The following is a 20030-nucleotide window of genomic DNA, read 5'->3' as shown; positions in this document are numbered from 1 at the left end:
TCGATGAGCAACCAGACTCAACAACACGAGCAGCAGGCGGGTCAGGCGTTCAGCCAGGATGAATTCAGCGCGCTGCTGAACAAAGAGTTCCGCCCGAAAACCGACCAGGCGCGTTCCGCCGTAGAAAGCGCGGTCAAAACCCTGGCGCAGCAGGCGCTGGAAAATACCGTCACCTTCTCGAACGACACCTACCGTACCATTCAGAACCTGATTGCCGGTATCGACGAGCAGCTGTCGCAGCAGGTAAACCAGATCATTCACCACGAAGAGTTTCAGAAGCTGGAGAGCGCCTGGCGCGGTCTGAGCTACCTGGTGAACAACACTGAAACTGACGAGATGCTGAAGATCCGCTTTATGAGCATCTCCAAGCAGGAGCTGGGCCGCACCCTGAAGCGCTTCAAGGGCGTGGGCTGGGACCAGAGCCCGATCTTCAAGAAGATCTACGAGCAGGAGTACGGTCAGTTCGGCGGCGAGCCGTTTGGCTGCATTGTCGGCGACTACTACTTCGACCACAGCCCGCAGGACGTTGAGCTGCTGGGCGAAATGGCGCGCATCGGCTCTGCGGCGCACTGTCCATTTATCACCGGTACCGCGCCGGGCGTGATGCAGATGGAGTCCTGGCAGGAGCTGGCTAACCCGCGCGACCTGACCAAGATCTTCCAGAACACCGAATACGCCGCCTGGCGTTCGCTGCGTGAATCCGAAGATGCCCGCTATCTGGGTCTGGTGATGCCGCGCTTCCTGTCGCGCCTGCCGTACGGCATTCGCACCAACCCGGTCGACAGCTTTGACTTTGAAGAGCAGACCGACGGCGCGAACCACAACAGCTACTCGTGGGCGAACGCAGCGTATGCGATGGCCGCCAACATCAACCGCTCCTTCAAAGAGTACGGCTGGTGCACCTCGATTCGCGGCGTGGAGTCCGGCGGGGCGGTGGAAAACCTGCCGTGCCACACCTTCCCGAGCGATGACGGCGGCGTAGACATGAAGTGCCCGACCGAGATCGCCATCAGCGATCGTCGTGAAGCCGAGCTGGCGAAAAACGGCTTTATGCCGCTGGTTCACCGCAAAAACTCCGACTTTGCCGCCTTCATCGGCGCGCAGTCTCTGCAGAAACCGGCGGAGTACCACGACCCGGATGCCACCGCCAACGCGCGCCTGGCATCACGCCTGCCGTACCTGTTCGCCTGCTGCCGCTTTGCCCACTACCTGAAGTGCATCGTGCGCGACAAAATCGGCTCCTTCCGCGAGCGCGAAGAGATGGAGCGCTGGCTGAACGACTGGGTGATGAACTACGTCGACGGTGACCCGGCTAACTCCTCCCAGGAGACCAAGTCCCGTAAACCGCTGGCGGCTGCGGAAGTGCAGGTGCAGGAGATTGAGGACAACCCGGGATACTACGCCGCGAAGTTCTTCCTGCGCCCACACTACCAGCTGGAAGGTCTGACCGTTTCTCTGCGTCTGGTATCTAAACTGCCGTCGCTGAAGACGAAAGACGCGTGATGATGAGTGCCGGCCCTGGAGGGTCGGCACCATTTCGGTGAATACGAGATAGCTAATGAATTTGACTGTGAAAGCGTTAATACGAAAATTCATCAGCTATTTAACCGTTTATATATTGCTAATAATTTCATTTATGCTGTTTGTGGCGGTATCCGGCTACTATCTGTTTATCTTTGACTGGCCGGAAGATGTTCCGCGAATCGCAATGCATGGATTCTTATGTGCTGGACTTAATGCATTAGCGATAGGGATATACGTTGTCGCAGAAAAATGGAAAGATAAAAGTTAGTATTTTGGTCGGACTGATGCGCTGTGGTTCTATGACAAAGGATATAAGGTGAAGCATTTCTGTTTTTTCCTCGCATTTATGACTTTTTATGTGTGTGCTGGAAATAACTATCCTGATTTTTATCAGCAGCAAACATACCGGCAGGTTTTAAAAGATTTAGTTCTGTCGCGCTGTCTTGCTCAGGTGGCAGATAAAGGCAGTCAGTTTTCTGCTGATGCGGCCCGAAGTGCGAGCGCATTTATTGAGTGGATACCTTTTGATGCAGAAAATGGCACGGATAAAGTGAATGCTCTCATCGGAAAATATAAAAATCAAATTAATGGTTTTCATTCAGAGCGAAAACCCGATGTCAAAGGTGTAACTTTAAACTGTCTACGTCTTTATCATAGCGACGAACTGAACAAACTGGTTCCGCAAGTCATCATTGGCGATCCTGATCGTAGCTGGATCCAGGATAACCCAGAGTAGTAAAAGACTTCACATTCTTTCCGTTCATTCAGGGGGAATGTAAGACTGTCAAATGACACGGGTCATTTGATATGAGGCAGAGGTAAAATATGGACGGTTTTATTCAGCCCCATGCTTTCCTGTTTGCCATATAAGTGCTTTTTCGAAAGCAATATTGTTCATCCACGAAGAGTAGATATTATGGCTATTGATATGTTTCTGAAGGTCGAGGGTGTTACGGGCGAATCTAAAGATTCTAACCACACCGGCTGGACTGATATTACCTCCTTCTCCTGGGGTGCTTCCCAGCCAGGTAATATGAGCGTTGGCGGTGGCGGCGGTGCCGGTAAAGTCAACTTTAACGACCTGCACGTTAACGCGCTGATCGACAAATCCACCACCGCTATCCTGAAACACTGCGCCAGCGGTAAACACCTGACTAAAGTTGAGCTGTCCGTCTGTAAAGCCGGCGGCCAGCAGGTGGAATACTCCCGCATCACGCTGGAAGATGTGCTGGTCACCTCTGTTCAGTACACCGGTGCAGACAACGGCGATACCGTTGGTGTGACCTATGCGTTCCAGGCTGCGAAAGTGAAACAGCAGTACTGGGAGCAGACCACGTCTGGTGGTAAAGGTGCTGAAAGCAGCGCTGGCTGGAACATCAAAGAAAACAAAGAAGCGTAATTGCGTATGTGGCCGGGGAGTTTTCCCCGGTCATTATCAACCGGGAAGGAAGATAGCATGGCAAGTTTGCAGGAAGGAGGCGCCCGTCCTCTCACCATTGGCGAAATAGCACTGGCGCGCTCGGTTTTTGGTGATGCAATAAAGTATTCAGAAGTTAAAGTCCATAATAAAAGCTATTTGCCGTTTAATATGCAGTCGACAGATGTCGCGATGACCCCCAATGGAGAGCTCTATTTTCGCGAGCCGCATTATCGGGATGACTTCTCAATAGAGGTTCCGCGATATAAACACTGGTTTATTCACGAAATGGTGCATGTATTGCAGCATCAGATTGGAATGAATGTTCGAACCCGAGGCGCATTCAGTTGGGCAGCAAGTTATAATTATTCTCTGCCCCCCGATAAAAAACTATCGGACTTTGGTATGGAGCAGCAGGCTTCTATCATTTCTGATTTTTATTATTTGATAAATTACGGTCTGGGTGATTTCCGAAACATTGCAGGTTTTGAGGGGATTATCGGGCCCGACCTGAAGGATAAATACCTGCAGGTATTATCGTTGTTTATTCAAAATCCTAAAGACCGGCGGGTATGGTTATGAAACAGTTACTCAGTGTTGTAGCAATCGCATTAACGGTGAGTGCCTGTGTATCTCATCCTGCACAATATCAGTCGCTTTCGGTTACACTAAAGAACAACGAACCCTGCTTTGCTATTCCCGCTAACTCCGGGTTAGACGCGCCTGTCACCAGCCATTCGCCCACCATAATGAAACGCGCGGGAAATGAGTGGAAAGCGGTATCGCCGCCGTCAACGTTTAGCCCTGAAGTGACGTTAACGACCCAACAGTGTCACCAGTGGCAGGGGATTGCGTGGCAAGCCGGAGAATATGATGTTGCTCTGAAAGTGTCAGGGAAAAACGATTCTGTTCGCTATGCGGCCCGCTTCACCTTACAGGAAGGTCCTTCAGGCCAGTTTAAGCTTACGCAGACTGAATAGAATGTGTTAACCCCAAACGCCGCCGTTCTCGCCCCGAGAGCGGCAGCGTTTGAGCGCTAATCATACCAGCAGGAATACGCCATGCGATTCACGATTATTTCTACAAAACCCGGTCATCAGCCGCCGCAAAGCAGCTGTGATTTTTACGCCCCGGGCGGCACCATTGGGCGCGGTACGGATAACAATCTGGTGTTGCCGGATAATGACCGCACCATCTCTCGTCTGCAGGCCATTGTTCACGTTGATGCCCAGGGCGAATGCCGCGTGACCAACCGTGGCAGCGTCACCCGCGTGGTATTAAATGACATTCCGCTGGAGCGAGGGCGTCAGGTTGAGCTGCAGGATGGCGACATTCTCGGTATTGATGACTACCGTATCGAAGTCACCGAACTGATCCACGATACGCAGCCCGTGAGCCGTATGGCGGCCAGCATGCATCAGCAGGCGCGTCCGGCAGCCGCGTCCGCGCCTGCTCCGCAACCGAAACCGGCGAGTGCCGCACCGCGCGGGAAGGCCGAGCCGACCGCCGTGCCAACGGAAATCTGGGATAGCCTGATGCAGGAGTTCTCCATTTCCGACAGCATCTCCAGCAACCGTACAAAACCGCAGCCAGCTGCATCGCACGATCCATTCTCCCAGCCAGCGGCCCCGGAGCGTAACGCTGAAGATCCGCTGGCGATGTTCAACGACAGCGATCCAAGGCTCGAGCGTAAGAACGTTGACCCGGACACGCTGTTCAGCGACGAAGCGTTGTTCAAGAAAGAGAGTATTTTTGATGACGTCACCCCGTCAACGCTGGTGCCGCCGGGAGAGAATAGCCCCGCTAAGCCAGAAGACGAGGCGACGGATGAGCTCGATCCGCTGGCCCTGTTTGGCGGCAAGGCCAGCGCGCCAGCCGCGCGTAATGACGACCCGCTCGGGCTGATGGGCGGCGCGCCGTTAACCCATCCGGATGACATAGTCGCCGAAAAGCCTGCGCCAGTGCCGGAGCCTGAGCAGGAAGAGGACGTGCTGGCTGATTCTCCGCTGTTCGCCCCTGAGCCGCAGGAAGAACCGCGCGCTGAAGAAGAGCCCGCGCGACCGGATTACGCAGGCTTCACCATGCCTACGCCGCAGGCCGTTGCGCGCAGCAGCGCCCAGGCCCCTAAGGGCCGTCTGCGCATCGACCCGGTCAATAACGCCGCCGCCCCAGCCGCCACGGCAAACAGCGGTGAGAAGGGCGAAGTGCTGCAGGGCGAGCTTCTGGAGGCGCTGCTGGAAGGCATGGGCCTGAGCGAAATGCAGCCCGTTCCGCAGTTTGACCGTGAAAATATGCGTCAGCTCGGGCAAATCCTCGGTATGTTCTCTCAGGGAACGGTGGCGCTGCTTTCCTCGCGCTCCATCCTCAAGCGCGGCGTAAAAGCCGATATGACCATGGTGCTGGACGATGCCAACAACCCGTTCAAGCTGTTGCCGACCGGCAAAACCGTGCTGATCCAGATGTTCGGCACCCCGATGCCGGGCTTTATGCCGCCGACCAAATCCGTGCGCGATGCGCTGATCGATCTGCAGGCGCACCAGCTGGGCATGATCTCCGGTATCCGCGCCATCATCGCGGCAATGCTGCAGTCCTTTAACCCGGAGCAGCTGGAAGAGCAGGCGAAGCAGAACGGCATGACCTCGCGTCTGGCGCTGCCGGGCAGCCGTAAAGCCGCCCTGTGGGACTATTTTGTTCGCAGCTATGGCGAGACGGCGGGCGAGATTGAGGATGACTTCCACACCCTGTTCGGCGAGGCCTTCCTTCATGCGTACGACATGGAGGTGAATCAGTACAAAGACTCACAGAGCGGATCGGAAGACAAATGAATATCGCAACGGCTTCTCTCTCCCGCCAGGGGACGCGCGCCAGCAACCAGGATCAGACGGGAGAAACCATAGGGGAACGTTCAGCCTGCTTTGTCGTCTGCGACGGCATCGCGGGCCTGCCGGGCGGTGAGGTAGCTGCAGAGCTGGCACGCAACAGCATTATCTCCCGCTTCGATGGCGACAAACATCTTAATGCGCAGCACATCCGCGACTACGTGCAGACGGCGAACCGCACCATCCTCAGCGAGCAGCAGGCCGTTCAGGACTATCGCCGGATGGGCACGACGCTGGTCAGTCTGTTCATTGACCGTGATTACGGCCTGGCCTACTGGGCGCATGCCGGAGACAGCCGCCTGTACCTGTTCCGCCGGGGATGGCTGTGGCATGTGACCACCGACCACAGCCTGGTGCAGCAGATGAAAGATGCCGGACACCAGACCGACAACCTGAACAGCAACCTGCTCTATCTTGCGCTCGGGATTGAAAACGGCGGGCCGGAAGCGAGCTACAGCGACGTGGTGCAGGTTGAAGACGGCGATGCATTCTTACTCTGCACCGACGGGTTCTGGCACGGCGTCAGTGAAGAGCAAATGAAGCAGTCGCTGCATATGGTCAATACGCCGCAGGAGTGGCTGACCTTAATGAACCAAATCATTCAAAAGAATGGTGAACAGGAAGGGAATGCTCAGGATAACTATACTGCCCTGGCGGTATGGATGGGCAACCCTCAGGACACCACTTTGCTGCACACCCTCTCTGACGCAGCACAATTTCTTCCCTGCGGAACTGATTAGACACACAAGGAACGATATGAAACTTTGGCTATCGGGTTTGGCACTTCTGGCGGTCACCTCCACCGCGCAGGCTGAGAATTTCCGCATCGTGCAGTCTCCTGCACAGAAGCTGGATATCTGGATCGACAACATTAAAGACAACACGCCGCAAAGCTGGTGTAAGCCTGAGGTGGCGCTGCGCATTGTGGCGAACGGCAAGAAAGACGTCTCCGTGCTGGAGAACTTTGTACCGCGTCTTGGCTCACTGCTGGAGCACCAGTGCAGCAAAGTGAATAAACTCAGCTGGACGCTCAACGATCCGGCGGGTACCACGCTGGCGCAGGGCACCGCAGGCAAAGCGCAGGACTGGGCGCTGGTGGTGAAACAGGAACAGGCCACGCCTGCCGCAACCGTCACCGCTGCCACAGCCAGCGGCACGTTAATGCCGCCAGATCAAAATGTGGCTTCCCGCACCGTTCCCGCCGACCGTACGCCGTGGCAGGAGTTTACGCTTCAGGACGGCTGCCACCTGCGCACCTTCTGGGAAGGGGGCGCCTCTGCTCCGGCGCTCTTTATTCCGGATTCTGACACCACCCGCTGCGGCAACGGCAGCTGGCTGAGCGGGCACACCGTAGTTTCGCAGTCCCGCAACGGCGGACAGAAAGAGATGGCGGTGACGTACATCCACGGTTTCCCGGTGACCGGTCTGAATCAAAGCGCCGATCCGGAAAACGCGCTGATCACCTCCGTCAACAAAGAGCGCATGGTATTCAGCACCCCAAACAGCGACCAGAGCTGGATGATCCTGCCTTACGATAACAGCCTGAACAGCTGGAAGAGCAACGGTACCGTAGCGGTGGAGATTTCCCGTGAAATCGCCAGCGATGACGCAAAACTGCAGGCGCGTATCGCGGCGGTGAAAAAAACGTGGAGCGCCTGGGTCGCGCCGGGTACTCCGCTGAATATCGTTCTGATTGACACCCTGCGTCCTCAGCTGCGCGATCCGGCCGTCGGCGCATGGCGCGCGGCGAATTAAGGAATGGCTATGAATACGCTTTATCAACACCTGGCGGGCGAGTCGCTCAACGATGCGCTGGCGCGTCTGGAAGCTGAAATCAAAGCCCGTCCGGCGGATGCCGACCTTCGCGCTGCGTTTGTGCAGTTTTTAACCCTCAGCGGCAACTGGACGCGGGCTCTTACCCAGCTGAAAAGCTGGCTGGCGCTGAAGCCTCAGGCGAAACCTACCGTCACGCTGCTGGAGCAGTCCATTCAGGGCGAGCTGCAGCGCGCGCAGGTAATGGCGGGACAGGCGCGACCGGCCATGCCTGAAACCCAGTGGCCGTGGCTGACTACCCTTGCCGCGGCGCTGAGCGAGGACGGCGAGCGCGCGCATGCGCTGCGTCTTGAAGCCCTTGAACAGGCGCAGGCCACTGCGGGTCACATCACCCTCGAAAACGAGGAGACGCAGGCTTTTGACTGGCTGATGGACGGCGATGCCCGTCTCGGCCCGGTCTGCGAAACCATAGTGAATGGCCGCTATTTCTGGCTGCCGTTTAACGCTATCGCGGAGATCCGTTTCCAGGCGCCTGCCAGCGTCACCGATCTGGTCTGGCGTCACGCGCTGGTGCGCCTGACCGACGGTACGGAGCAGGTGTGTCAGATCCCGGCGCGTTATCCTTTTGCTGCCGATGCCGCTGATGCGGTCAAATTAGGCCGCACCACCGAATGGCAGGCGCTCGACGAAGACGGTACCCTTTACGAAGGCAGGGGCCAGAAAGCCTGGCTGAGCGAGCAAAGCGAAAGCCCGCTGCTGTCCTTGAGCCTCGTGACGTTTGCGACGGATGGAGCCGATGAGTAATCCCGCTGGCGAAGGCGATCTGCTGCGCAGCGGCTGGCAAGCCCGCAGCAAGCAGGAGAAGGTGGGGGCGCGCGACAAAATGCAGCCCTCGCTGCTCGATCGCCTCACCGATGACGACCCGGAAAAAAAGCGCGAGTCGGCCAACAGCAATCTGATCACCCATGCCGCCCTGCGCCGCAACGTCCTGCGCGACCTGCAGTGGCTGTTTAACACCATCAACCACGATGCCTCCGGCGATTTGAGCGCCTTGCCGCACGTGAACCGCTCGGTGGTCAACTTCGGCGTCGCGCCGCTGGCCGGGAAAAGAATGTCGGACATCGAATGGCACGATATTCAGCGCAAGCTCACCGAGGCCATCATTAATTTTGAGCCGCGCATTTTGCCACAGGGGCTGCAGGTTCGCTGCGTGTCGGATACCTCCTCGCTGGATCTGCACAACGTGCTCTCCATTGAGATCAAAGGGCGTTTATGGTGCGTGCCGTACCCGCTGGAGTTTCTGTTTCGTACCGATGTCGATCTGGAAAACGGCCATTTTGAACTGAAAGATGCGGGGTAATCATGGAAAGTAAACTGCTCGAATATTACAACCGCGAGCTGGCCTACCTGCGCGAAATGGGGGCCGAGTTTGCCGAACGCTACCCTAAAGTCGCCGGACGGCTGGGCATGCGCGGCATCGAAGTGGCGGATCCGTATACCGAACGTCTGATGGAGGGCTTCGCCTTCCTGACTTCCCGCGTGCAGATGAAAATGGACGCGGAGTTTCCGCGCTTCTCCCAGCGTCTGCTGGAGATGATCGCGCCTAACTATCTCGCGCCCACGCCGTCGATGGCGATTGCGGAGATTGAGCCCGACAGCAGCCGGGGCGACCTGAGCAAAGGCTTTATTGTCCCGCGTGGCACCATGATGGACAGCCTGGCGCTGAAAAAAACCGGCGTGACCTGCAGCTATACCACGGCGCACGAGGTCAACCTGCTGCCGCTGAAAATCGATAAGGTTGAACTGGGCGGCGTCCCCGCCGATCTGCCGCTGGCGCAGCTTGGACTGAGCCAGCGGGGGATCGGCAGCGCCCTGCGGATCCGCATTGCCTGCGACGGCCCGCAAAACCTCGGGCACCTGGATTTCGACCGCCTGGAATTTTTCCTCGGCGGTCCGGACATTGAAGCGCTGAAGCTGCTGGAGCTGGTGATGGAGCACCACGCCGGGATCGTCTGTCAGACGGTCAGTCCGCAGCCGCAGCGACAGCTGCTGGCGTCAGATGCGCTGCGCCAGGAGGGCTTTGAGCCTGACCAGGCGCTGCTGCCGGACGATCTGCGCAACTTTGACGGCTATCGCCTGCTGCAGGAGTACTTTGCGTTTCCGGCCCGCTTCCGCTTCATCAGCCTGAGCGGTCTGAGCACGCTGATCCAGCGCTGTGAAGGCGAAAAAGCCTTCGACATCTTCATTCTGCTGGATAAGTCAGATGAACAGCTGGAGCGCGTGGTCGATGCCAGCCATCTGGCGCTGCACTGTACGCCGGTCATCAACCTGTTTCCAAAGGTCGCGGCGCGTCAGAAGCTGAATGACGGCCAGCATGAATACCATCTGGTGGTCGATAACATTCGTCCGCTGGATTATGAAATTTACGCGGTCAAAAAAATTTATGGCAGCGCGGACGGCCAGCGCGATGACCAGACGTTTCGTCCATTCTGGAGCACCTGGAGCGGCGATGCGGGCAACTACGGGGCCTATTTTTCGCTGCGACGCGAGCAGCGCGTGCTGTCCGAGCACGCCCTGCGCTACGGCACCCGTACCGGCTATATCGGCTCGGAGGTGTTTGTTTCACTGGTGGATGAACAGCATGCCCCCTGGCAGGAGAACCTGCGCTATATCTCTGCCGAGGTGCTCTGCACCAGCCGCGACCTGCCGCTGATGCTGCAGCAGGAACTCGGGCAGTTCATTGTGGCGGACTCCATGCCGGTGAAATCCCTCACCCTGCGTAAAGGGCCGACGCCGCCGCGTCCGGCGCTGGCGGAAGGGTTCAGCACCTGGCGGCTTATCAGCCAGCTGCAGATGAACTACCTCAGCCTGATGGACAGCGAAAACGAAGAGGGGGCGGCCGCGCTGCGCCAGCTGTTAGGGCTTTATGCCAACCTGGCCGAAACGCCCGTTGCGCGTCAGGTGGAGGGGGTGCGCCACTGCGTGCTGGAGCCGGTTCACCGCCGCGTGCCTGAACCCGGTCCGGTCGTGTTCGCCCGCGGGATCGGCATTACGCTGACGGTGGATGAGCGAGCCTTTTCCGGCGCCAGCCCGTGGCTCTTTGGCAGCGTGATGGAGCGCCTCTTTGCCCGTCTGGTCTCTATCAACAGCTTCACCGAGTTCACCCTGAAAAGTCAGCAGCGCGGCGAGATTGGCTACTGGGCGCCGCGCATGGGTAAAAGGGCGCTGATATGAGTGACGCTGCCACTGCACCGCTGCGCGTGCATCGCCTGACCAGGCTGTCGGACGCGTTCTGGCACGGCGTCCGTGAGACGCCCTGGCGCTACGATCTGTTTCAGCTGTTAAGGCGCATTGATGCCCAGGGCGGCGAGCGCTACCCGCTGGGACGCGCGCCGCTGCCGAAATTTGAACCGCTGCGCATCGGCCAGCAGCCGTCGATGAGCTTTGCGCCGTCGACGCTGGCCCACGTACGTCAGCGGGAAGAGAGCGGGCTGCACGAGGTGTCTATCCTCAGCTTCGGCCTGTTTGGCCCGAACGGCCCGCTCCCGGTCCATATGACCGAGTACGCCCGCGAGCGTATTTATCATCATCAGGACACCAGCCTCAGCGCGTTTGCCGATCTGTTCCATCACCGTCTTGCGCTGCTGTTTTACCGCGCCTGGGCGGATGCGCAGCCCACCGTCTCGCTGGACCGCGCCGATAACAAGCGCTTTGAGGGCTATCTGGCGTCGCTGATTGGCATGGGCCAGCCGGGGCAGATGAACAAAGGCAGCCTGAGCTCGCATGCCCGCTTTACCCACGCCGGGCACCTGACCCGTCACGGGCGGGATCCGGAGGGGCTGGAGAAGATCCTGCGCAGCTATTTTAAGGCGCCGGTTAAGCTGGTGAGCAACGTGCCGCAGTGGATGCCGCTCTCCACGCGCGAGCAGGCGCAGCTGGGAGCAGGACGCCGCATGCCGCGCATGGGGGAATCGGCCTTTCTCGGCGTCGCCGTCCGCGACGTGCAGCACAAGTTTCGCATCGAGATTGGCCCGCTGAGCGCGGAGGAATACAACCGCTTTTTGCCGGGTGAAGCGTGGGTGACCGAGTTGCGCGACTGGGTGCGTCAGTACGCTGGGGTAGAATTTGAATGGGAAACGCGGGTGATCCTGCGCGAAGACGCGGTGCAGGGCACCACGCTCGGCAGTCATGGGCGATTAGGCTATAACACCTGGCTGGGCATTCAGCCGCAGCCTGTCCCGCGCGGCGATCTGGTGTATCGCGCAGAGCGGTAATCCTTCCGTATACCGAATCATTGTTAATGGAAACTAACATGTCAGAAATTAGCCGTGCCGTGCTTTTCGGCAAACTGGATACGCTGTTATTTACCTCTCTGGAAAGCGCGACTGCGTTCTGCAAGCTGCGCGGCAACCCGTACGTGGAGCTGGTGCACTGGCTGCATCAGCTGATGCAGCAGCAGGATGGCGATCTGCAGCAGGTCATCCGCCACTTTGCCCTCGACGAACAGCAGCTGACGCGCGATATCGTGGCCGCGCTGGATGTCCTTCCGCGTGGCGCCAGTTCAGTTTCCGATCTCTCCGAGCATATCGACAGCGCCGTGGAGCGCGCCTGGGTCTTCGGCTCGCTGAAGTTTGGCGTCAGCCGTATTCGCGGCGGCCATTTGCTGATCGGCATGCTGAAAACCTGGAACCTGGCCAACGTGCTGAAAAGCATTTCGGCGCAGTTTACCCGCCTTAACGTCGAGGTGCTGATTGAGCAGTTCGATACCATCTGCGCCAACAGCAAAGAGACGCAGCAGGCCGCTGCCGCCGTCGACGCACCGGCGGGTGCGGTACCGGCTGCACAGGGGACGCTGGCCCAGTATGGCCAGGACCTGACCGCCCGCGCCCGGGACGGGAAGATTGACCCGGTTGTCGGGCGCGACGAGGAGATCCGCCAGATGGTGGATATCCTGATGCGTCGCCGTCAGAACAACCCGCTGCTGACCGGGGAAGCAGGGGTCGGCAAAACCGCCGTTGTTGAAGGGCTGGCGCTGCGCATCGCCGACGGCGACGTCCCGGAGCCGCTGCAAAATATTCAGCTGTGGCTGCTGGATATCGGCATGCTGCAGGCGGGCGCAGGCATGAAAGGCGAGTTTGAAGCCCGTCTGCAGGCGCTCATTAACGAAGTCCAGTCCAGCGCCACGCCGATTATTCTGTTTATCGATGAGATACACACCCTGATTGGCGCAGGCGGCCAGCAGGGGACCGGCGATGCGGCGAACCTGCTGAAGCCAGCCCTGGCTCGCGGCCAGCTGCGCACCATCGGCGCAACTACCTGGGCAGAATATAAAAAGTACATTGAGAAAGACCCGGCGCTGACCCGTCGTTTCCAGACGGTGCAGGTGCACGAGCCGGATGAAGCGAAAGCTATTCTGATGCTGCGCAGCACCGTGTCGCCGCTGGAGACGCACCATCAGGTCCTGCTGCTCGACGAGGCGGTCAGCGCGGCGGTGAAGCTGTCGCATCGCTACATTCCGGCGCGTCAGCTGCCGGACAAAGCCGTTGCGCTGCTCGACACCGCCTGCGCCCGCGTCGCGGTCAGCCAGAGCGCACCCCCTGCGCAGCTCGAAGACTGCCTGCGCCACCTTGCCGCGCTGGACGTGGAAATTGAGATTGCTGAACGCGAAGCGCGCGTGGGGGCCGGTGACGCCGAGCGCGTGACGACGTTACGCGCAGAACGCGGCGCGTATGAAACAAAACGCGAAGCCCTGGCCCTGCGCTGGGAAGAAGAACGCAGCCTGGTGCAGGAAATTATTCGCCTGCGCGCGGCGCTGTTCGCGGCGGGTGATGAAGATAGCGCCGATCTGCGCAGCCAGCTGGCGGAGCAGCAGCAGGCGCTGAACGCCCTTCAGGGCGATGAACCGCTGCTGTTTGCGGCTGTAGATGAAAACGTGGTCGCCGCGGTGGTCTCCGACTGGACCGGGATCCCGCTGGGCCGGATGGTGAAAAACGAGATCGACGCGGTGCTTAACCTGGCCGACACGCTCAACCAGCGCGTTATCGGCCAGCGTCACGGCCTGGATCTTATTGCCCGCCGCGTGAAAACCTCGCGGGCGAAGCTGGACGATCCCAACAAACCGGTGGGCGTCTTTATGCTCTGCGGCCCGTCCGGCGTCGGTAAAACTGAAACCGCGCTGGCGCTCGCCGAATCCCTGTACGGCGGCGAGCAGAACGTCATCACCATCAACATGAGTGAGTTCCAGGAAGCGCACACCGTTTCCACCTTAAAAGGTGCGCCTCCGGGGTACGTAGGGTATGGTGAAGGCGGCGTGTTAACCGAGGCCGTGCGCCGCCGTCCTTACAGCGTGGTGCTGCTGGACGAAATTGAAAAAGCGCACCCGGACGTCCACGAGATCTTTTTCCAGGTGTTTGATAAAGGCTGGATGGAAGACGGCGAAGGGCGCCACATCGATTTCCGCAATACCATCATTATTCTGACGTCTAACGTCGGCACCGACCTGATTAGCGCCATGTGCGCCGATCCGGAGCTGATGCCGGAGCCTGACGCGTTAAGCGGCGCCCTGCGCCAGCCGCTGCTGGAGGTCTTCCCACCGGCGCTGCTGGGCCGCCTGCTGGTGGTGCCGTATTACCCGCTCAGCGACGAGATGCTGGGGCAGATTGTTCGCCTGCAGCTCAAGCGCATTCAGCGTCGTCTGGAAGAGAATCACAGCATTATTTCTGAGTTTGACGACAGCGTGGTGGAACAGATTGTTCAGCGCTGTACCGAGGTGGAGTCCGGCGGCCGCATGGTGGATGCTATTCTGACCAATACCTTGCTGCCTCAGATGAGCCAGATCTTACTTACCGCCAGCCGCAGCGACGAGCAGTACCGACGTCTGTACGTCACCTGCGAGCAGGGCGAGTTTCACTGTCAGTTTGCCGCGTAATAATCATCAAGAGAACTGTAAAAGATGACGGATAATGATAACAATCGGACTGTCCCAAACGCGCTCCCGGTCGGGTACCGCTTCAACGAGTTTGAAATCAAAGAGGTGATCGGCGGCGGGGGTTTTGGCATCGTCTATCGCGCGTGGGATCACCAGCTCGAACGCACTATCGCTATCAAAGAATTTATGCCTTCCTCGCTCGCCGTGCGCGGCGACGACATGACCCTGGTGCTGCGCAGCGAGCGTTTTGGCAAAGCGTTTTCCGCAGGCCTGAACAGCTTCATTCAGGAAGCCCGTCTGCTGGCGCGCTTTAACCACCCGAACCTGCTGCACGTCCTGCGCTTCTGGGTGCAAAACGACACGGCCTACATGGGGACGCTGTTTTACAGCGGCACCACGCTTTCGCGCCTGCGCGAACAAAAGCCGGAGCTGATTAACGAAGCCTGGATCCGCCGCACGCTGCCGATGCTGTTTGGCGCGATCAAGACTATCCACAACGAAGGCTACCTGCACCGCGACATCTCTCTGGATAACATTCAGATCCAGGATAACGGCCTGCCGGTGCTGCTTGATTTCGGCTCCGCGCGCCGCACCATCGGTAATCTCTCCGACGAAACGGAAACCATGCTGCGCCCGGGCTTTGCCCCGATTGAGCAGTACACCGACGACAACGAAAGCGAGCAGGGCCCGTGGACGGACATTTACGCCCTCGGCGCGGTGCTGCGTACGCTGATTGTGGGTTCTCCGCCGCCGGTCAGCGTGGTGCGCTCTATTCAGGATACCTGCAAACCGCTGGTGGAAATCATGCCGCAGGGCTATTCCATTCCGCTGCTGCAGGCCATCGACCGCGCGCTTGCGCTGCACATGGAAGACCGTCCGCAGTCAATCGACGAGTTCGCCGCGCTGATAGAGATGCCGGTCGCCGGTATCAACGACGTGCTGACGGCGAAAAAGCCCGGCACGATGCTGGTACCGGTGGAGGAGGAACAACCGGCTTCGCTGCTCGACTGGCGCCGCTACAAGATCCCGGGCTTGGTTGCCGCAGGCGTGCTGGTGGGCGTTGTCGCCGGGGCGATGCTGTTCAGCGGCGGTAACGATGTGCCTGAGCAGGCTGCACAGGGACCGGCCGAGACGCGTCCAACCGAAACCGCCGCGAACACGCCGGACGTGAAGCCGGAAACGGCGAAGGTGAGCGAGCAGGCGACGGCACAGCAGACGCCACCGCCTGTCGAGAGCCCTGTTGCGTTGGTCTATATCCGCATCCTCGACGGCGAAACGCTGAAAGTGAACGGCGAGCCAAAAGCGCTGCGTCCGGCGACCAACGGCTATGCATCGCTCAAGCTGCCGGCCGGTGAGGTGAAGATTGAACTGCAGGGCAACGGAAGAACGCGTGGCCAGACGCTGGATATCACCAAGCCGGGTACCTGGCTGGTGAATCCGTAGGAATATAAACAGGAGATGCTATGGAAGCGTACGATCTTCGAAGCCAAAGGCTTCATCCAAAGGAATTCGAAAAGATTGTCTCTCCTGTTTATGCGCGGAGCGACGTAGGACGTGAATTTGTTGTGGTGCGCGGTGCTTTAAATCCATTTCACAGCATTGATGGTTTAACGTTGCGACGTCGCTTCGAATTTAATCCTAATGCCGTGTTTGATCCTCTCTACGCACAAAATCTTAGTAAAATTGAACGGTTAATTGACTCAGGAGAAGTAGTTTTAACAGACCACCGTCAACGGACAAAAGCCATATATCCCTTTTTCATCTCTGAGTCAGGAGAGTTGTTTTGTGTAGATGAGAAGATGTACAGCTCAGCTTTCGTGAGTTACATCCTCGAACGTTACCGAAACAATGTCGCTCTATTTGGAAAACCAGCCCCAACGCGTGATTCATTTATTCCATCGACCGCTTACTACGGACCGGGTTACTGGAAAACTGTGGAAGATGATTATCATGGCACAAAAAATGTTGTGATCATGGCGATTAATCGCCTGACGAGCATGGGGGACGAGGGACGGGTGTTTGGATCGGACGGTAAAGATTACATGAATACGTCGCGCGATAAAATCCAGCGCTGGACAGCACTACCCGCAGACCTGGACGGAGTATCACGCGCGTTGATATCTGAAAAATCTGTAATTAGACGATTCGGAGAACAACGATCCATTTATCAGAAATACCTTGAGAGCGATGATGCCTGGGCAGTAAGTGGTAAATCATGGCAATGGATACCTGGAGTCAGAGAAGAGGATTATGAATTTAAAAAGTAAATTATGGTATTTCTGGGGATGTATGGATGTACTGGCTATCTTGCTTTACGCTATAAATTCACTTCGCCAGGACAGGATCCCCTTCATGTCAGATATCATCGCGTTCACAGGGAACTCAGATGTCATTTCAGGAGGCGGTTACAGCTTTATCGTAACCCTCTTTTTTATATTTGATTTGCTTTTGTTGCTTTCTCTTTTTGCTTCGGCCTGGATGTTTTTTAAGAGAAAAAATGTTGCGATTAAGTTTGCCCTTATTCAGGAAGTCTTTCGTCTCATTTCATTCAGATGTTCGGTTTCTCTTTTCCCACTTCTGATAAGTGTGTTTGGTATTTCAAATGTGTGGGTGAATTTAGGGTTGTTTGTTATATCGGAGTTTCTGAAGATATATTCTCTCATTTACGTAATGGGCAAAAGAGAAAAAACTCATTCACTTTGATATATAAATGACGCTCATGCATAGATGCGAACCTCTTTTCTGAATCGCATAAGCAATATGGAATAAAGATTATGCTCAACCGAATTACCGTTCAGCTCCCGGTGGAGGGGCTGCTTTTCTGGAAACTCTCCGGCCGCGAGGCGATGTCCGAGTCGTTCGCGCTGACGCTGACCGTGCTCGGCACGGACGCGCGCATTGACCGCAGCAAGCTGCTGGGCCAGCCGGTCACGGTGACCATCCCGACGCAGAACCTGCTGACGTCCCGCTATGTTAACGGCAAGATTACCCGGGTGGCGGTCAGCGCCGTTGAGCTGACGGGCACCCGCTATGCGGTGTACCAGCTGACGGTTGAGCCGGACCTGTGGCCGATGAAGCGCGACCGTAACCTGCGTATTTTCCAGGGCCAGACGGTGCCGCAGATTGTGAAAACCCTGCTGGGTGAGCATCAGGTCAACGTTGAGGATAAACTCACCGGCAGCTACCGGGTGTGGGACTACTGCGTGCAGTATCAGGAGTCGAGCCTGGACTTCATCAGCCGTCTGATGGAGCTGGAGGGGATTGCCTATCACTTCCGCCATGAGGCGGACAAACACACCCTGGTGCTGACCGATGCCGCCACGCAGCATCAGCCGTTCAGCGGCTATGAGGTTATTCCTTACCACCAGACGCCGTCAGGCGGCAGCACGGATGAAGAGGGCATCAGCCAGTGGGCACTGGAGGACAGCGTGACGCCGGGGATTTACAGCCTCGACGACTATGACTTCCGCAAGCCGAACGCGTGGCTGTTCCAGGCCCAGCAGAACCCGGCGTCGCCGACGCCGGGCAGCATTGACGTGTACGACTGGCCGGGGCGCTTTGTGGACAAAGGGCACGGGGAGTTCTATGCCCGTATCCGTCAGGAGCGCTGGCAGGTGGAGCATCAGCAGATTCAGGCCACCGCCACGGCGGCGGGGATTGCGCCCGGTCACACCTTCACCTTAACCAACGCGCCGTTCTTCAGCGACAACGGGGAGTATCTGGTGACGGCAGCGGGTTACCACTTCGAGGAGAACCGCTACGCCAGCGGCGAGGGGGAGACCATTCACCGTACCGATTTCACGGTCATCCCGTCGGCGGTGGTCTACCGTCCGGCGCAGACCACGGCGTGGCCGCGCACCTACGGCCCGCAGACCGCGAAGGTGGTGGGGCCGAACGGCGAGAGTATCTGGACGGACAAATACGGCCGCGTGAAGGTGAAGTTCCACTGGGACCGTCTGGCGAAGGGCGATGACACCAGCTCCTGCTGGGTGCGCGTGTCGAGCGCGTGGGCGGGCCAGGGCTACGGCGGGGTGCAGATCCCGCGCGTCGGCGACGAGGTGGTGGTGGACTTTATCAACGGCGATCCGGACCGTCCGATCATTACCGGTCGCGTGTACAACGACGCGAGCATGCCGCCGTGGGCGCTGCCGGCTGCGGCGACGCAGATGGGCTTTATGAGCCGCACGAAAGACGGCTCAGTCGACAATGCCAACGCCCTGCGTTTTGAGGATAAAGCGGGCGCGGAACAGGTGTGGATCCAGGCCGAGCGGAATCTGGATATTAACGTCAAAAACGACGAGTCTCACTCTACTGAAAAAAATCGTACCCAGTTTGTTGGTGAAGATGAAACCTTACGGGTAGCGAAAAACCAGAAATCAGGAATTAAAGGCGATGTGGTATGCCTGACGGGGAACAGTCGAAACGATAAAGTTGTTAATAATTTTATACTTTCCGCAGGAAATACGCTGAGACTGGAATGTGGTGAAAGCGCCATCGAGCTATCAAAAGACGGCAGCGTCCATATCATTGGTAATAATTTTAACTTTACTGCGAAACAGAACGCGCAAATTAATACGCTTTCCGGCGAATTACATTTGAACCCTGATGATGGACAAAATGTCATCGATCCGCCTGGCGCATCCCTTCAGGGTGAAATCCAGCAGGAAGTGGATAGTTTTTTTGTTATTAATGGCAATAAATAAGAGTAACCCGAATGGCTGAATATATTCTTCAGGAAGCATCCCTCGCCTTACCTGATGTGTTTAAAGACAGAACCATGAATTTATTTACTCTGAGTGATAATGGAGCCAGCGAGTTTACTTTTGTTGTTTCTCGTGCGAGTGCTAAAAACGAAGATAAAGTCCATGATGCGGCAACACGGCTGGTACGTGAACTGGAAATTACGGTGCCCGACTTTCGTCTCGAATCCTCTCAGATGACCTCTGTTGATGGTCACCCTGCGGTTGAGCTTTTTTATCAGTTCAAAAATGATAATGCGATCATTTTCCAGAGGCAGACCGTTATTTTGCTCGGTGACCATCCTGGCGGCCAAAAGATGGTGTGTTATATCGGTACTTGCCCGGGCGAGTTTAGCGATTATTATCATAATCAATATCAGGAAATTATCCGTAGTATTAAGTTCCACAAACCGGCTCAGACTGAAACCCAGGAAATGCTCGCTGCCGACAGCCAGGGGCCATTTTTTGCGCTTGATAGTGAGAGTAAGGTACTCAGTGTCTTTGAAAACATTCAGGAACTGTATGGACACCTTTCGCTTCAGCGGGCGAAAGAGGGGCAGTATTTGCTTTTTGAAAAGCGGGGTAAACCACTCAGTATTGCACCCGTGCCGGACAGCCAACCCCTTCGTTACGCGCTCTGGACGACTTCCTCAGACAAATCACATCACTTGCTTTCACAGCTTTCCGTATGCCGCCAGGTCTCTGGTTCTGACCAACTTAATACACCCGATCGGATACGTGGGTATCTGATGGCACAGCGAACCGAATAG

General features: G+C 57.3%; 18 protein-coding genes. All 18 read left to right on the top strand.

Going from position 1 to position 20030, the window contains the following annotated elements:
* The first annotated feature begins 3 nt into the window (after window positions 1-3).
* The 18 genes from tssC (at window position 4) to USH94_RS14170 (ending at window position 20030) form a co-directional block, all read left to right on the top strand.
* Entirely contained in the window at window positions 4-1503 is a 1500-nt protein-coding gene (tssC, locus tag USH94_RS14255) for a type VI secretion system contractile sheath large subunit (RefSeq protein ID WP_014884232.1), read from the top strand.
* 337 nt (window positions 1504-1840) lie between these two features.
* Complete coding sequence (locus USH94_RS14250) at window positions 1841-2260, top strand: T6SS amidase immunity protein Tai4 family protein (protein WP_240168083.1); 420 nt, start codon at window positions 1841-1843, stop codon at window positions 2258-2260.
* Between the two features lie 180 nt (window positions 2261-2440).
* Window positions 2441-2923 (top strand): Hcp family type VI secretion system effector, encoded by a 483-nt coding sequence (locus USH94_RS14245; protein WP_008502640.1) that lies wholly within the window; start codon window positions 2441-2443, stop codon window positions 2921-2923.
* A gap of 57 nt (window positions 2924-2980) precedes the next feature.
* Window positions 2981-3523, top strand: a complete 543-nt coding sequence (locus USH94_RS14240; RefSeq protein WP_021240381.1) for a hypothetical protein — start codon at window positions 2981-2983, stop codon at window positions 3521-3523.
* On the top strand, window positions 3514-3921 hold the full coding sequence (locus USH94_RS14235) for a putative T6SS immunity periplasmic lipoprotein (RefSeq protein WP_111964764.1): 408 nt from the start codon (window positions 3514-3516) through the stop codon (window positions 3919-3921). The genes USH94_RS14240 and USH94_RS14235 overlap by 10 nt, the downstream gene beginning before the upstream one ends.
* Before the next feature lie 81 nt (window positions 3922-4002).
* Window positions 4003-5766: a type VI secretion system-associated FHA domain protein TagH gene (gene tagH / locus USH94_RS14230; RefSeq protein WP_111964763.1), complete on the top strand. Its 1764-nt coding sequence runs from the start codon at window positions 4003-4005 to the stop codon at window positions 5764-5766.
* Window positions 5763-6560, top strand: a complete 798-nt coding sequence (locus USH94_RS14225) for a PP2C family protein-serine/threonine phosphatase (RefSeq protein WP_014884226.1) — start codon at window positions 5763-5765, stop codon at window positions 6558-6560. The genes tagH and USH94_RS14225 overlap by 4 nt, the downstream gene beginning before the upstream one ends.
* Before the next feature lie 16 nt (window positions 6561-6576).
* The gene (locus tag USH94_RS14220; RefSeq protein ID WP_111964762.1) at window positions 6577-7575 is read left to right on the top strand and encodes a hypothetical protein; all 999 of its coding nucleotides are present in this window, start codon (window positions 6577-6579) and stop codon (window positions 7573-7575) included.
* A 9-nt stretch (window positions 7576-7584) separates the two neighbouring features.
* Window positions 7585-8397: a type VI secretion system accessory protein TagJ gene (locus USH94_RS14215; RefSeq protein ID WP_111964761.1), complete on the top strand. Its 813-nt coding sequence runs from the start codon at window positions 7585-7587 to the stop codon at window positions 8395-8397.
* Window positions 8390-8953, top strand: coding sequence for a type VI secretion system baseplate subunit TssE (tssE, locus tag USH94_RS14210; protein WP_111964760.1), 564 nt, complete (start codon window positions 8390-8392; stop codon window positions 8951-8953). The genes USH94_RS14215 and tssE overlap by 8 nt, the downstream gene beginning before the upstream one ends.
* Window positions 8954-8955: 2 nt before the next feature.
* Entirely contained in the window at window positions 8956-10827 is a 1872-nt protein-coding gene (tssF, locus tag USH94_RS14205; protein WP_111964759.1) for a type VI secretion system baseplate subunit TssF, read from the top strand.
* A complete protein-coding gene (gene tssG, locus USH94_RS14200; protein ID WP_111964758.1) occupies window positions 10824-11867 on the top strand; it encodes a type VI secretion system baseplate subunit TssG in 1044 nt (347 codons plus the stop codon). Before tssF ends, tssG begins: the two co-directional genes overlap by 4 nt.
* Window positions 11868-11905: 38 nt before the next feature.
* Window positions 11906-14521, top strand: a complete 2616-nt coding sequence (tssH, locus tag USH94_RS14195; protein WP_111964757.1) for a type VI secretion system ATPase TssH — start codon at window positions 11906-11908, stop codon at window positions 14519-14521.
* A gap of 24 nt (window positions 14522-14545) precedes the next feature.
* Complete coding sequence (locus USH94_RS14190; RefSeq protein ID WP_111964756.1) at window positions 14546-15964, top strand: serine/threonine protein kinase; 1419 nt, start codon at window positions 14546-14548, stop codon at window positions 15962-15964.
* A 20-nt stretch (window positions 15965-15984) separates the two neighbouring features.
* On the top strand, window positions 15985-16788 hold the full coding sequence (locus tag USH94_RS14185; RefSeq protein ID WP_111964755.1) for a hypothetical protein: 804 nt from the start codon (window positions 15985-15987) through the stop codon (window positions 16786-16788).
* The gene (locus tag USH94_RS14180) at window positions 16772-17224 is read left to right on the top strand and encodes a hypothetical protein (RefSeq protein WP_111964754.1); all 453 of its coding nucleotides are present in this window, start codon (window positions 16772-16774) and stop codon (window positions 17222-17224) included. Before USH94_RS14185 ends, USH94_RS14180 begins: the two co-directional genes overlap by 17 nt.
* A 71-nt stretch (window positions 17225-17295) precedes the next feature.
* Entirely contained in the window at window positions 17296-19224 is a 1929-nt protein-coding gene (locus USH94_RS14175; RefSeq protein WP_111964753.1) for a type VI secretion system Vgr family protein, read from the top strand.
* A gap of 11 nt (window positions 19225-19235) precedes the next feature.
* Window positions 19236-20030 (top strand): DcrB-related protein, encoded by a 795-nt coding sequence (locus USH94_RS14170; protein ID WP_111964752.1) that lies wholly within the window; start codon window positions 19236-19238, stop codon window positions 20028-20030.

Origin of the sequence: Enterobacter sp. 148H3, from assembly GCF_034107425.1 — a bacterium.
GTDB classification, from domain to species: Bacteria; Pseudomonadota; Gammaproteobacteria; order Enterobacterales; family Enterobacteriaceae; genus Enterobacter; species Enterobacter vonholyi.
The sequence above is the reverse complement of the archived record's forward strand: the minus strand, read 5'-3'. Positions and strand labels throughout refer to the sequence as shown.

Bases quoted from the DNA above. Each gene is read 5' to 3' on its own strand.
- USH94_RS14180 (WP_111964754.1), top strand. From the start codon at position 16,772: ATGAATTTAAAAAGTAAATTATGGTATTTCTGGGGATGTATGGATGTA.
- USH94_RS14220 (WP_111964762.1), top strand. From the start codon at position 6,577: ATGAAACTTTGGCTATCGGGTTTGGCACTTCTGGCGGTCACCTCCACC.
- USH94_RS14225 (WP_014884226.1), top strand. From the start codon at position 5,763: ATGAATATCGCAACGGCTTCTCTCTCCCGCCAGGGGACGCGCGCCAGC.
- USH94_RS14235 (WP_111964764.1), top strand. From the start codon at position 3,514: ATGGTTATGAAACAGTTACTCAGTGTTGTAGCAATCGCATTAACGGTG.
- tssF (WP_111964759.1), top strand. From the start codon at position 8,956: ATGGAAAGTAAACTGCTCGAATATTACAACCGCGAGCTGGCCTACCTG.
- USH94_RS14175 (WP_111964753.1), top strand. From the start codon at position 17,296: ATGCTCAACCGAATTACCGTTCAGCTCCCGGTGGAGGGGCTGCTTTTC.
- USH94_RS14185 (WP_111964755.1), top strand. From the start codon at position 15,985: ATGGAAGCGTACGATCTTCGAAGCCAAAGGCTTCATCCAAAGGAATTC.
- tssE (WP_111964760.1), top strand. From the start codon at position 8,390: ATGAGTAATCCCGCTGGCGAAGGCGATCTGCTGCGCAGCGGCTGGCAA.
- USH94_RS14170 (WP_111964752.1), top strand. From the start codon at position 19,236: ATGGCTGAATATATTCTTCAGGAAGCATCCCTCGCCTTACCTGATGTG.
- USH94_RS14245 (WP_008502640.1), top strand. From the start codon at position 2,441: ATGGCTATTGATATGTTTCTGAAGGTCGAGGGTGTTACGGGCGAATCT.
- tssH (WP_111964757.1), top strand. From the start codon at position 11,906: ATGTCAGAAATTAGCCGTGCCGTGCTTTTCGGCAAACTGGATACGCTG.
- USH94_RS14240 (WP_021240381.1), top strand. From the start codon at position 2,981: ATGGCAAGTTTGCAGGAAGGAGGCGCCCGTCCTCTCACCATTGGCGAA.
- USH94_RS14215 (WP_111964761.1), top strand. From the start codon at position 7,585: ATGAATACGCTTTATCAACACCTGGCGGGCGAGTCGCTCAACGATGCG.
- tssC (WP_014884232.1), top strand. From the start codon at position 4: ATGAGCAACCAGACTCAACAACACGAGCAGCAGGCGGGTCAGGCGTTC.
- USH94_RS14190 (WP_111964756.1), top strand. From the start codon at position 14,546: ATGACGGATAATGATAACAATCGGACTGTCCCAAACGCGCTCCCGGTC.
- tagH (WP_111964763.1), top strand. From the start codon at position 4,003: ATGCGATTCACGATTATTTCTACAAAACCCGGTCATCAGCCGCCGCAA.
- tssG (WP_111964758.1), top strand. From the start codon at position 10,824: ATGAGTGACGCTGCCACTGCACCGCTGCGCGTGCATCGCCTGACCAGG.